The sequence below is a fragment of the Mycetocola lacteus genome (assembly GCF_003667575.1).
Lineage (GTDB): Bacteria > Actinomycetota > Actinomycetes > Actinomycetales > Microbacteriaceae > Mycetocola > Mycetocola lacteus.
This window is the reverse complement of sequence record NZ_RCUY01000002.1, coordinates 666,025-678,691: the sequence shown is the minus strand read 5'-3', so window position 1 is coordinate 678,691 and position 12,667 is coordinate 666,025. Positions and strand designations below refer to the sequence as shown.

The following is a 12,667-nucleotide window of genomic DNA, read 5'->3' as shown; positions in this document are numbered from 1 at the left end:
AGACTTTTTCGCACACCCATGTGGAGAGATAAAAGCCCTGGTTATCGCCATATATAGAGCGAAAGTTTTTTCTTATCCACAGGATCCCCCACAGGTTGTGCACATTGTGGACGGAGTTTCCCGCAGATTCTCCACAGAGTTATCCACAAGTGCATTTGTGATTCTGTGGGGTGCTCCCGTAGCGTGGTCGAGGATCCCTCTCGCGGCCCGAATTCTCCGGCCGGTGCAGGGCTTCGGTGTCGGTGGTCTGTGGTGTGCTGAGAGCACGCGACGATGGTCGACACGGCGGTTATCGCGCCTGGCGTGAAGGAGTAAATCGGTGTCTATTGCGGATCTGGGCCTATCGGACCCGAGCCTCGGAGAAGGCTCGCGAGCCGAGCGTACCCCGCCCCACGATCTGCTTGCCGAGCAGTCAGCCCTGGGCGGCATGCTGCTGTCCAAGGACGCCGTTGCCGACGTGGTCGAAACCGTCCGCGGAACCGATTTCTACGTGCCCAAGCACGAGATCATCTACGACGCGATCCTCTCGCTCTACTCGCACGGAGAGCCCACCGATGTGATCGCCGTGACCGACGAGCTGATCAAGCAGGGTGAGCTCTCTCGCGCCGGCGGTGCCGACTACCTGCACTCGCTCACCAGCCTCGTGCCCACCGCCGCAAACGCCGGATACTACGCGAGCATCGTTGCCGAGCGTGCGCTGCTGCGCCGCCTGGTGGAAGCCGGGACCCGAATCGTCCAGATGGGGTATCAGGGTGAGGGCGAGGCCCTTGATCTGGTCAACAACGCCCAGGCCGAAATCTACGCGGTCAACGGCAATGTCGACACCGAAGACTACGTGCCGCTGACCGACGCCCTCGGTGCCGCGATCGATGAGATCGAGGCCGCCGCCGGTAAGGACGGCCAGATGACCGGTGTGCCCACCGGCTTTGTCGAGATGGACGAGCTCACCAACGGGTTCCACCCCGGCCAGCTGATCCTGGTGGCCGCACGTCCGGCCCTGGGTAAGTCCACGCTGGCACTCGACTTCGCCCGCGCCGCCTCGATCGGCAACAACATGCCCTCGATCTTCTTCTCCCTGGAAATGGGTCGCGCCGAGATCGCGATGCGTCTGATGGCCGCCGAAGCCTCGGTTCCGCTGCAGAACATGCGTAAGGGAACCGTGGACCAGCGCGACTGGACCAAGATCGCCGCGACCCGTGGCAAGATCAACGACGCCCCGCTCTACATCGACGACAGCCCCAACATGACCCTGGTCGAGATCCGCGCCAAGTGCCGCCGGCTCAAGCAGAAGGTGGGCCTCAAGCTCGTTGTGATCGACTACCTGCAGCTGATGACCTCGGGTAAGCGTGTGGAAAGCCGTCAGCAGGAGGTGTCGGAGTTCTCGCGATCGCTCAAGCTGATGGCCAAGGAGCTTCAGGTGCCGGTGATCGCGCTGTCGCAGCTGAACCGTGGACCCGAGCAGCGCGCGGACAAGAAGCCCGCAATCTCGGACCTGCGTGAGTCCGGTTCGCTGGAGCAGGACGCCGATATGGTCATTCTGCTGCACCGCGAAAGCGCCTATGACCGCGACAACCCGCGCGCGGGCGAGGCCGACCTCATCGTCGCCAAGCACCGTAACGGCCCCACCCGAGATGTGACCGTGGCATTCCATGGGCACTTCTCCCGCTTCGCCGACCTCGCTCCCGGTTCCTAACCACGGGCGTCGTTCCCGGGCATGCTCTGTTCCTGGGGTTCGCCGACCTCGCTCCCGGTTCCGAGGCGGCAGTGCGTTCCGGGACGAGGGGCGGAAGTGTACGTGCTCGCGGGCGGCGTTGCGCGCTGGCTGGCGTAGACTGGGTGGGATCGTATAAATCCTGGGAAAGAGGATAAGTCGTGGCCACGTCCGAAGCCGTTCACACCGGCGATACCCCGCCCGCGCTGCCCTCCGGGAGCTGGCTGCTGCCGCTCTCGCGTGCGGTGATTGCGGCCGTGGTGGCGCTGGTTATCACCTTCTCCAGCGATCACTCCCCGCAGCTGGGTCTCACGGCTTTTGCCGCGTACGCGCTGATCGAGGGGCTCATCCAGCTGATCTGGGGTGCCCGCAACGTGCCCGTTCGTTTCGGCCGCGGTGCGACCCGCGCACAGGGGGCGATCGGCGTGGTTGCCGGCGTCGCCGCCCTGGTCATCCTGCTGACGGCCCCCGCCGCGCACCTGATCGGACTGCTCGGTCTGATCGCCGGATGGGCGCTGATCAGCGGTGTTCTGGAGCTGGTCGGCGGTCTGCGTGCCCGCGGACGCCTGGGCATCGCCCGCGACTGGATCGCCGTGGGTGCGTTCACCCTGCTGCTGGCGATCGCCGTGCTGCTGGTGCGTCCGGACTACGTTCACAACTTCGGTGGCGACGGCAAGACCCCTCCGGGAGTGCTGAACGCCTCGATCATGACCGTCGGCCTGTTTGGAGCGTATGCGGCCATCGTCGCTGCCTACCAGGCGATCGCCGCACTCTCCCTGAAATGGGCCCCGGCCGCCAAGGTGGTCCCCGCAGTTTCCGTCTCGAAAGGCGACTAGTACATGACCTCCCCCGCAGCCGGCCAGGAGCCCGAAACCACCCCGGAATCGGCACCCGATGCCGCCGCTCAGCCGGCCGCCGACGTGCGCCCGGATTCCGCGTCTCACCCCGCGACGGATGCCGCTGCCGATTCGGGCACCCAGCCCGACGCCGATGCTCCGGCCGATGAGACCGCCAACGCGTTTGATGCGGCCGCCCAGGTCGCTCCGATTCCGCCGCGTAAGCCCACCCGTCGCGAGATCCTGCGTCCGGTAGAGCTGCTGGTCATCGCCCTGATCTTTGGTGGATTCACCGGGATCATCGCCGCCTACGCCTCGCGGGAGCCGATGCTCGGCCTGATCCTCGGCGGCGTCGCCTTCATCGTGGGTCTGATCGGTATCGCGATGTTCTCGCTGGCGATCAAGCCCGACGACTTTGAGGCGCGCGACATCCACGCGCAGGACACCGAGGGCGACCAGCGCCCCCGCGCCCACTAGGCATCAACCACGCATCCGCCCTCGCCCGCGACCCGAACGCCGATTCGGATCGCGGGCGTTGTGGTTTCGGGCGGGAACCACGTCATCACGGGCTTTGTGGGGTTTGGGTCTGTGGCGCGTGAACGTGGGCATAGGTGCGGCGCTCTGCCCGCGCTACGCTTGCACCGATGAGCGAGAACGCAACACCAGAATCCGCGGAGAACGCGACCCTGCACGCCCGCCTGGCCGGGCTGGAGGCCGAAAACGCGCGCCTGCGGGGATCTCGATCCGCCGGGCAACGCCTGCGCTGGATCGGGGCCGGTGTGCTGCTGGCGCTCGGGGCGCTGCTTGCCCCGGTCGCGATTGTGGCAAACTGGGCGGCCACCCAGACGGCCCGGACCGAGGTGTTTGTGGACACCTTCGAGCCGCTGCTGGCCGAACCCGAGGTGCGATCACTGATCGCGAGCGAGGTCAGTCAGGCGATCATCGCCGCCGTGAATCTGCCCGCGCTCACGGCCAGCGCCTTTGACGGGCTCGACGAACTGGGCGTTCCCGAGCGCGCCCGCACCGCGCTGAACGCGCTGCAGGGTGTCGCGGTGGCCGGGATGAACGGCCTGATCGAACGCACGGTGGACGAGGTGATCGCCTCCCCCGCCTTCACCCAGCTCACCACGGGCCTGCTCACCCACACCCATCGCGAGGTGGTGGCGGCGCTCTCGGGCACACAAAACTCCCTCCTTGCCCTGAGCCGCGATGGGAGCCTCGGTGTGCAACTCGGACCGATTGTCGACGCCGTCAAATCACGGCTGCTGGCCGAGGGGGTGGGCATTGCCGCGGTGATCCCCACGGTGGATCGCACGCTGGTTCTGGTGCAGGCCGACGAGCTGGCCCGCCTGCGTCCCGGCTACGCCCTCCTCCAGGCCGCGGGCGCGTGGCTGGCTCCCCTGGGGCTGCTCGCGCTTCTCGGGGGCGTCCTGCTGGCACCCAGACGCCGTACCGCGGTGCTGTGGGGTGCGGGACTCCTGGCCGGGGTGCTGCTGCTGGTGGTGCTGGCCCTGAACATCGGCGTGAGCGTGCTGGCTCCGAGCCTCGGTGCCAGCATGGGGTCGGTGCCGGTGGCTCAGCTGATCCTGGAAACCGGGACCGGTTTTACCCGGGATCTGTCGATCACCGTCGCGATCATCGCCCTGCTGGTGGGGGTCATCGCCTGGTGGACCGGTCCCTGGCGCACGCCCCGGACCCTGCGCGGTGCCAGCACCGCGCTGTTTGCCCGGGCCCGATCATTCGGGGATCAGCACGGCATCGGCACCGGCCGGTTTGGCCGTCGCCTGAGCCTGCTCGCGCCGAAAATTCGAATCGTGTTGGCCCTGGGGGCCGCGGCGATCCTGATCTGGGGGCGTCCGCTTACCGTGGGCCTGGTGATCTGGACCCTCGTGGGTGGCCTGGTGGTGATCATCCTGCTGGAGCTGCTGCGCCGCCCGGCGGAGGTTGTGCCCGCCGCCGAGCCTGATCGGGACCCGCTGCCCGCGTAGCCGATGTATAGCATGTCAGGGCGGTGGAGTAAAACGTGCTCCGGCCCCGGGTGGAGCCCCTCACGCCCCGAACAATCGACTCACAACACAATCGCGCCCCGAAAATCCATTAGTCCGTTAAATTCCACCTGAAACTTTGCATCTACGTTTTCGGTATACCAGTTACGAAGTGCGTATTCTCAGAATGGAGTTGGCGGAGCATCCAATGCCACGAGCCTGCCCACAATTGCAGTCGAGGTACTTAAGCTCGACGGGAAATTGCGCTCGAAGAGAACCATTGTACGAGGGGTATGGCGAGCATTACGGCGGCTTCCGCTTCTGCTTGCGTCGGTTTCCTGTAACCGTTACCTCCGTGACGGCTTTCCTGGCCGATCCATAGGGCCTCCGCCATCTTTACTGGCACATCCGCGTGCGGAGCACTGAGATCAAGACCCCAATCTTTCTGCGCTTTCATGTCTCGAACCATCGTTCCGAGCGTAGCCCTCTTATTGTTTGGGGTTACGATACTCGCGCCTGCCGCCTCCACGGCTTTGATCGCTTTCTCGTATGCTTCTTCGGCATCAGGTGAACGGCCGAACGCTGCGTTCCAGGCTTCGGCCAACAGCTCACCGGCATTGCCAGAATGGGCGATTACCTCACTAATTCCTATCGATACGCCCTCGGCAACACGCTTTTCCAGAGAAATGTGATTATTGCGGTGCCCGACTGTCCACTCTGAACCTGCGTCATGGAGTAAGTCTTCTAGTCTTTTAATCACGCCGGTGCCTTGTCGGCCAAACTGTGCCATGTGGAATAAGAGAAAATCGATGAAGTCAAGGAACTCTTCATCACCCATCTCCTCGTAGAGACCGTGTACGCCTGAACTTCTGAAGGCTGACAGTAGGGAGATTGATCGTCTTGTCAGGGTCTCAAACTTCTGGACCAACTCTGGATCCGCAAATTCTCCGCGACTGATCGAACCGTTCTTCGTCCTCCGCAATTCCATAACGGCGGTAGCCCACCGGATCAGAGGTCGGCGCATCCACGTTGGTACGCCTGGGTGTAGAGCATCGAGCTCAGTCTTGTCGAATCTTCTGGAGCGCCACTGCATACGATAAACATTACATACGTTGAATATGCCAGATGATAGGACATGCCTGATGTTTAGGCTTCTTATCGTCCTCTGTGCTCGCACTCCACCTGACGAGTGCTTGTGTGATTAGTGCCGAGATAATCTGGAATTACTTCAAGCCCGAGCTAGACGTTACATTGGTTCACGCAGCTTATTGTTTCTTAGCGATACTTGCGCTCCAGACGTGCTCGGGCTTGTTTTTCTGCGTGGTTTCGCCACTTGCCATTGCAAAGTTGCGGGCCTATTCCCGGCACTTTTGAAAGACATGCGTCAAATAGCCACCGTTTCCAGGCCGGAAGGAAGTCCTCTGCGAGACCGTTGCCGAGCTCGATGCTGCGGAACCCTGGTGACGAAAACTGATTCTCGTGTATGGCAGCGAGCCGAGGCGCAACACGCAACAATCGGATTGGATTTGTTCCCTTTCTCTCCCACCAATGTCCAGCTGAGTCACGAAAAGTCACCCCTGGTACCAGCACATAATTCCCGATTGGAGCCTCGTTTTGGCCGAGTAGGTGGACGATAACAGATGAACCCGGTGCCAACACAGGGATTGTCATACCTGGTGAAGCCGGCCAGTCCGTTTCGGAGTAACAGAGACGCACCCACGCTGGCCCAATAACTTGGTCGCTTCGATTGAAGACTTCAACGACAACGTTTACTGCGGGCTCATTCACGCAGGCATTTGCAAGCCGGAAGTTCGCTGAGACCACAGCATAGAAGGGGTCAACATCCGGAAATCTGTATTGCTCTCCTGGCGCGAGCGTTGAGATGGAAGAACATCGAGAATACACGAGTCGTGGATGTTCTTCGCGCTTACTTCGACTATTGAGCACGTAAGTTCTTGCTGCGAAAACGAGTGCGATTAGTCCTCCGAGAGAAGTGACTGTTGCTCTTGCTTCTTCCCAACCTTCTGACCCGAACAAGTTACTCATTACTTGACTCTACCGGGCTCGACCCGGTGAACGGATCCCTATGGATTTCGTGGTTGGAGCTAGATCTAGCGTGAACTGTGGTCACTATGAGGTCATGGACTCAGATTGCTTCACGCAGATTTCGCCAGACCGCGCACAGCCTGATGTCTTCACTGAATTGCACATAAAGCCGGAGTGGACCTGAAAGCTTGAGCCAGTCGGGATCGGGGTCTTCCAATGACTCGCTGTGTTGGCTTTGATGGCACAAGGCGTACGCTATGCCACACTGAATGCTGCAGAACAAGGATCGGCAGACAATGCCACACCGATACGCTCCTAGCTGTGTCTGAAACCTCCCGCACCCGTTACCAATCGGAACACCCAGACCATTTCATTTAGCGGTGGCACCGACGACTTCTTTTAGCGTGTATGGGTTTTTCTCGTTATTAGAATCTGAAAACAGCGAAACCTACTTTGAAGGGCTACTAACTTTGGCGAAGTATTCCATGACTCCGTATTCATTTGCATTGAATCCTCGGAACGCGCGCGGTGGCGAGCGGAAACTCATCAGCGATCTAGATGGGAAAGGACTCTCACTCCGTTCCATTATCGATGCGCAGCTAGCTTCAATGAAGCAGGCAGAATTGATACTCGATTCAGAGGATGACTCGAAATCAATTCGAGTTATTCGTATGGCTGAGCATGACGAGTTCACCTTTGTCGAATTTGGAGTAGGAAGAGCGGGACTAGTCGGCACGCTTCATCAGCGTAAAGGCACGCGCGTTAGCTATGCTGCTGATGAACACAACGAATCGCTCATTCGCGGCATTTTCGTATATCCTAGCGGGGCCCATGAAGCCTACTGGCTCAGTGAGCGCGCCGGAATGAGCACCGGCTATTCTCAAATGGAATCAATCTTCTTGAAAGTCCTGCGGGACAAGCTTCCTGACCTGACAACCAAGATTGAACCGGTTGCTGACTGGGAAGCTGTTAAGGCATGGGCAAACATGGTGCAGGTTCAGGAGCTTCGTTTTGACGCGCCGCGCGCGGGTGGATCGACACAAGCGATGGATGTAAACGGATATCATGCGGACGTCCGGGTCACGGTCAAGCCACGTGGGCTCGTGCTTAACAGAATCGTCACTTCGTCCGGACCAGATAGAGATACAGTTTATGGATTTCTCTCTGCCTCCCCTCTAATCAGCGGCTCCGGAGTCACGCCGCAGTCCGCCATCGGTGATGGATGGAAGGCCCAAGTTGCGTTCATCAATCCTGCCGGGCGTCAGCGCTCCTTTGGCCTCGCCACGGAGGACAAGGGTCCCACTCTCGTCTACGACGTCGGAAGCACGAGCGCCGGACAAACGCGCGCATACCGGCCCGAAGATAAAGAGTTTGCTAAGACATGTAGTGAGTTCTTAATCGATGTCCAAACCAGCCTCCCTATTGGACAGACAGTGGCTGCAGATATTCTTACGAGAGTTCTTTAGCTTAGAACGGAGATGATCATTGAACGGTGTTTCTATTTTCCAAATAGTTCGGGAACAGTTCTATTCGAAAGCACCCGCTACTATTGCGCGCCCCGGGTTGGCTCGTGTTCAGTTCGCTTGGCTAGCCATCGGTATTCTCGTAGGTGTCGCTCACGGTTTTTGGGGCACCTCTACAGACACTGGCGCATCGGTTCTGGCGGCTAACGCGGTGTTTACCGCGCTGAGCGTCACTTTGGTGATGTTCTTCTGGCCGTGGGCAATCAACTTGAAAAACGACGCAGAGTTCAACGCCAAAGATGAGCGGTGGCAGGTTTATCGACTAACAACCCAGCTTTTTTGGACTGTACTGGTTGGCATCGCATCTACCGGCTTGGCTGTTGTTCAGCTCGCTCTGCCTCTTATCGCCAACAATGAGAACATCATGGAGCCCAGCCTCGCAGGAATTATCGTTCAAGCGGTTTCGGTCGGCTTGACTGCCTATCAAGTCCTTTTGTTGGGGCAGTCGGTCTTTCATTTGTATGCGGCGACTTTCTGGATGCCACGCGCTTGACTCAGTTTGGATTTGAGTTCTAATTGAGAGCTGCGACAATTGACAAACAGATGTTGAAGAGGGCTCTTCCCAGGGGCTAGGTGAGCAAAATAGTGGGTGGGTTGCCGCTGTCCTTGTTAAAGTGCGCGAAAGAGGCGGCGTTAGCACAGTGATCTGCTCAGGCACGAGAAGATAGTAAATTCTTACGATAGTGTCCAAGCGGGACATGACTTTTATTAACCGTAGTGAAACAAGTCGACCCACTTATTTCCGGCCAGCAAGAACCTCAGAACCTAGCTCCTCTTTGATAATTGTGGACGGGTCGTTGTTCCACGATCTCGTAACTCTGGCGCAAATCGTTGCGGTTAGGTCGAGAGATTTGCCGTAGGCGCTTGATTTGTGTGCCCATCGGCGACGTATGTTTGGTCCGGCACATATCGTTTATGAAAACGGTAACGGGACTTAGCTTGTTGAACACGGTGACGGGTTTTCACCCACTTTCCAAGGCGCATTGGCTGAACGAGAAATGGTCGTTGCAACATCCCAGAGGGTGGGGCGTTGCAACGACCAATGGGACTCGCCGCTTTACGAGTCCGTATCTCTGTCTAATCGATTACGGCAGGAAGTCCACCAGCTCGGCCGACAGTCCCACGTAGGTCGCGGGGGTCAGCGCGAGCAGGCGGGCCTTGGCTTCGTCGCCGATTTCCAGCTTCTCCACAAACGCGATCAGGTCGGCCTGACCGATGCGCTTGCCGCGGGTGAGCTCCTTGAGCAGCGCGTACGGGTCCTCGATCGAGGAGCGTCCGGCGGCCACCTCGGCGCGGATCACGGTCTGGATGGCCTCGCCCAGGATCTCCCAGTTGGCGTCGAGGTCGGCCAGCAGGGCCGCACGGTTCAGCGAGATCTCGCGCAGGCCGCGGGCCAGGTTGTCCAGGGCCAGCAGCGAGTGGCCGAAGCCCACGCCGATGTTGCGCTGGGCGCTCGAGTCGGTCAGGTCGCGCTGCATGCGCGAGGTCACCAGGGTCGCGGCGAGCGAGTCGAGGATCGCGCTGGAGAGCTCGAGGTTGGCCTCGGCGTTCTCGAAGCGGATCGGGTTGATCTTATGCGGCATGGTCGAGGAGCCGGTGGCACCCGCCTGCGGGATCTGGGTGAAGTAACCCATCGAGATGTAGGTCCAGATGTCGGTTGCCAGGTTGTGCAGCACGCGGTTGGCGTGGGATACCTTGCCGTACAGCTCGGCCTGCCAGTCGTGGGACTCGATCTGGGTGGTCAGCGGGTTCCAGGTGAGCCCCAGACCCTCAACGAACTCCTTCGACAGCGCGGGCCAGTTGGCCTCGGGCTCGGCCACCACGTGGGCGGAGAAGGTGCCGGTGGCGCCGGAGAACTTGCCCAGGTACTCGGTCTGCTGGATCTGGGTGACGATCCGCTCCAGACGCCAGGCGGTCACCGCGAGCTCGCGGCCCATGGTGCTCGGGGTTGCCGGCTGGCCGTGGGTGTGCGAGAGCATCGCCGCATCGCGGTGTTCGTGGGCCAGCTCACGCAGGATGTCGATCACGCGACGCAGGCCGGGCAGCCAGACCTCCTGCACGGCGGCGGAGACGGTCAGCGCGTAGGAGAGGTTGTTGATGTCCTCGCTGGTGCAGGCGAAGTGCGTCAGCTCGGCAATGCTGTCGAGGCCCAGCTCGCTCAGGCGGTGACGCACCAGGTACTCCACGGCCTTCACATCGTGCCGGGTCACGGCCTCCTTCTCGGCCAGCCACTCGATGTCGGCCTGCGAGAATTCGGTGTACAGGGCGCGCAGCGCATCGATCTGCTCATCGCTCAGCGGCGAGGTCCCGAAGGCACCGCGACCGGTCAGCGCGATCAGCCATTCCACCTCAACCTGAACGCGGGCGCGGTTCAGGCCGGCCTCGCTGAGGTACTCGCCCAGGCCGCTGACGGCGGCCTGATAGCGGCCATCGAGGGGGCTGAGGGGCTGGATGGGAAGTGAGGTCATCGAGAGGCTCCTGCTCGGATCGCGGGTTGTATTTGGCGAAAAAGTTGTTCGCACGCCTTCCTAATCATGACAAAAACCGCGTCAAACACCGCATCGTCCGCATAATAGGGGTCGGGAACATCGCGCAGATGGGCCTGCGCGGGGTCAAAACTCAGCAGGAGCGCCACCTTATCGGCGTCCTCGGGGGTAGGGGCACCGGCGCGCAACACGCGTTCGTGGCTGCGATCCAAAGCCACCAGGAGGTCGAACTCGTCGTAGTGTTCGGGCTGAAACTTCTGGGCACGGTGGGCGCTGCCGTCGTAACCGTGCCGGGCGAGGGAGGCGATCGTGCGATGGTCGGCCTGCTCCCCCACGTGCCAGTCGCCGGTGCCGGTAGAGATGATCCGCAGCGAGGACGCGAGTCCCGCCTCTTCTGCAAGTCCACGCAGGATCACCTCGGCCATCGGGGACCGGCAGATATTGCCGGAGCAGACGAAGTTAATCGCAAAGGGCTGCGCGGGCACGGGCACGGCCTAGCGTCGTCTTTGCTGGGGGCGCAGGATGGCACCGATGATCGCGTTGATGATCGAGATCACGATGGCACCGAGGATGGCCCAGCCCAGATTCTCGACCCGCAGGCCGAATCCGAACCATTCGGTGACGGATGCGACGATCAGCAGCAGCACCCCGTTGATCACGAAGGAGATCAGGCCCAGGGTAATCACGTAGAGCGGAATCGCCACGATCTTCACGATGGTGCCCAGGATGCCGTTGACCACCGCAAAGATGAAGGCGACGATGAGGTAGCTGAGCCCAATCTGCCACCACTGGTCATCCGAAAACGGGCGCACGGTGACGCCGCTCAGCAGCAGGGTGGTGAGCCAAATCGCAATCGCGTTGGTGATTAATCGCAGGAGAAAATTTCCCATATGCTCCACTATCGCAGTTCTTGCGGCGAGTCGCACTACATTCCAGCGCCGGTATCGGCGGATGAATAGACTTTGGTGGTGGATAACGTACAACGAACATCTGTGAAGCTGAGGCCCGAGATCCTGGCCTCACCGGGATATCAGCAGGGCCGCCCCGCGGCCGCTGATGCCTTCAAGCTCTCGAGCAACGAGAACCCGTTCCCGCCGCTGCCCTCGGTACTGGCGGCGGCGACGTCTGCGCTGACGCTCAACCGCTATCCCAACGCGAGTGCTCCGGCGCTGCGTTCGGCCCTGGCGGAGCGACTGGGTACCACCGCCGACGAGGTCCTGATCGGCACCGGGGCGATCGCCCTGCTCCAGCAGCTCTTCCTGGCGGCCGCAGGTCCCGGCGACGAAATCCTGTTTTCCTGGCGCTCGTTTGAGGCGTATGTGACGATGACCACGGTGACCGGCGCGACCGCCGTCATGGTCCCCAACCGCGCCGACGGCGGACACGACCTGGACGCAATGGCCCAGGCGATCACCCCGGCAACCCGGGTTGTGGTGGTGTGCACCCCGAACAACCCCACCGGCGTGATCGTGACCGCCGAAGATTTTGCCGCGTTTATGGAGAAGGTCCCCAGCGACCTGCTTGTCCTGCTGGATGAGGCCTACGCGGAGTTTGTCACCGACCCCGACACCGTGGACGGGCGCACCCTGATCGGCCGTTACCCGAACCTGGTGATCCTGCGCACCTTCTCCAAGGCCTACGGCCTGGCCGCCCTGCGCGTGGGCTGGGCGACCGGCCCCGCCGAGATCCTGCAGGCAGCCCGCTTGACCGAGGTGCTGCTGTCGGTCACCGGCGTGGCTGAGGCGGCAGCACTCGCGTCGCTCGAAGCCGAGGCCGAGCTGCTCGAGCGCGTTTCGACCATCACCGAGCGACGCACCCGCCTGGTTGATGCGCTGCGCGCTCAGGGATGGAACATCCCCCACAGCGAATCCAACTTCATCTGGCTCGCGCTGGGTGAGCACACGCTGGCCGGTGCCGAGCGCCTGCTCGATGCGGGCCTGGTCACCCGACCGTTTGCCGGAGACGGCATCCGCCTGAGCATCGGCGAGGAAGAATCCCTCGCCCCCCTCCTCGCCACGGCGGCGGAGATCCTATCCGAGCTGCCCGCCGGCCACCCGGCCCGAGCAGCCTAACCGGAGAA

Annotated in this window: 11 protein-coding genes; 7 read left to right on the top strand and 4 right to left on the bottom strand. The window is 61.4% G+C overall.

The features are described from left to right. The first annotated feature begins 319 nt into the window (after positions 1-319). The 4 genes from dnaB to D9V34_RS05135 all read left to right on the top strand — a co-directional run bounded on the left by dnaB (position 320) and on the right by D9V34_RS05135 (position 4,535). Positions 320-1,693: a replicative DNA helicase gene (gene dnaB / locus D9V34_RS05150; RefSeq protein ID WP_121687778.1), complete on the top strand. Its 1,374-nt coding sequence runs from the start codon at positions 320-322 to the stop codon at positions 1,691-1,693. A 179-nt stretch (positions 1,694-1,872) separates the two neighbouring features. Next, a complete protein-coding gene (locus D9V34_RS05145) occupies positions 1,873-2,547 on the top strand; it encodes a DUF308 domain-containing protein (protein WP_121687777.1) in 675 nt (224 codons plus the stop codon). A 3-nt stretch (positions 2,548-2,550) separates the two neighbouring features. Next, positions 2,551-3,024: a hypothetical protein gene (locus D9V34_RS05140; RefSeq protein WP_121687776.1), complete on the top strand. Its 474-nt coding sequence runs from the start codon at positions 2,551-2,553 to the stop codon at positions 3,022-3,024. 167 nt (positions 3,025-3,191) lie between these two features. Beyond that, positions 3,192-4,535 (top strand): hypothetical protein, encoded by a 1,344-nt coding sequence (locus tag D9V34_RS05135; protein ID WP_121687775.1) that lies wholly within the window; start codon positions 3,192-3,194, stop codon positions 4,533-4,535. A gap of 241 nt (positions 4,536-4,776) precedes the next feature. On the opposite strand, the gene D9V34_RS05130 is transcribed toward D9V34_RS05135, so the two are convergent. Beyond that, positions 4,777-5,370 (bottom strand): hypothetical protein, encoded by a 594-nt coding sequence (locus tag D9V34_RS05130; RefSeq protein ID WP_147441622.1) that lies wholly within the window; start codon positions 5,368-5,370, stop codon positions 4,777-4,779. 1,588 nt (positions 5,371-6,958) lie between these two features. On the opposite strand from D9V34_RS05130, the gene D9V34_RS17465 reads away from it, so the two are divergent. After that, on the top strand, positions 6,959-8,044 hold the full coding sequence (locus tag D9V34_RS17465) for a hypothetical protein (protein ID WP_147441621.1): 1,086 nt from the start codon (positions 6,959-6,961) through the stop codon (positions 8,042-8,044). A 19-nt stretch (positions 8,045-8,063) separates the two neighbouring features. After that, complete coding sequence (locus D9V34_RS05125) at positions 8,064-8,594, top strand: hypothetical protein (protein ID WP_121687773.1); 531 nt, start codon at positions 8,064-8,066, stop codon at positions 8,592-8,594. 592 nt (positions 8,595-9,186) lie between these two features. On the opposite strand, the gene purB is transcribed toward D9V34_RS05125, so the two are convergent. Genes purB through D9V34_RS05110 form a run of 3 tightly spaced genes read right to left on the bottom strand, consistent with a single transcriptional unit; the run spans position 9,187 to position 11,477 of the window. After that, positions 9,187-10,569 (bottom strand): adenylosuccinate lyase, encoded by a 1,383-nt coding sequence (gene purB, locus D9V34_RS05120; RefSeq protein ID WP_030147623.1) that lies wholly within the window; start codon positions 10,567-10,569, stop codon positions 9,187-9,189. Continuing rightward, positions 10,566-11,072, bottom strand: a complete 507-nt coding sequence (locus D9V34_RS05115; RefSeq protein ID WP_281272269.1) for a low molecular weight protein-tyrosine-phosphatase — start codon at positions 11,070-11,072, stop codon at positions 10,566-10,568. Before D9V34_RS05115 ends, purB begins: the two co-directional genes overlap by 4 nt. 9 nt (positions 11,073-11,081) lie before the next feature. Next, entirely contained in the window at positions 11,082-11,477 is a 396-nt protein-coding gene (locus tag D9V34_RS05110; protein WP_030147625.1) for a phage holin family protein, read from the bottom strand. A gap of 102 nt (positions 11,478-11,579) precedes the next feature. Here D9V34_RS05110 and D9V34_RS05105 point away from each other — a divergent pair, with 102 nt between their 5' ends. Continuing rightward, positions 11,580-12,659 carry a histidinol-phosphate transaminase gene (locus tag D9V34_RS05105; protein ID WP_121687772.1) on the top strand — a complete coding sequence of 360 codons (1,080 nt, stop codon included), beginning with the start codon at positions 11,580-11,582 and terminating at the stop codon, positions 12,657-12,659. Positions 12,660-12,667: the final 8 nt, after the last annotated feature.

What these genes read in the sequence shown, in the direction of transcription:
- D9V34_RS05130 (WP_147441622.1), bottom strand. Translation starts at nt 5,370, where the DNA reads ATGGGTGATGAAGAGTTCCTTGACTTCATCGATTTTCTCTTATTCCAC.
- purB (WP_030147623.1), bottom strand. Translation starts at nt 10,569, where the DNA reads ATGACCTCACTTCCCATCCAGCCCCTCAGCCCCCTCGATGGCCGCTAT.
- D9V34_RS05135 (WP_121687775.1), top strand. Translation starts at nt 3,192, where the DNA reads ATGAGCGAGAACGCAACACCAGAATCCGCGGAGAACGCGACCCTGCAC.
- D9V34_RS05110 (WP_030147625.1), bottom strand. Translation starts at nt 11,477, where the DNA reads ATGGGAAATTTTCTCCTGCGATTAATCACCAACGCGATTGCGATTTGG.
- D9V34_RS05140 (WP_121687776.1), top strand. Translation starts at nt 2,551, where the DNA reads ATGACCTCCCCCGCAGCCGGCCAGGAGCCCGAAACCACCCCGGAATCG.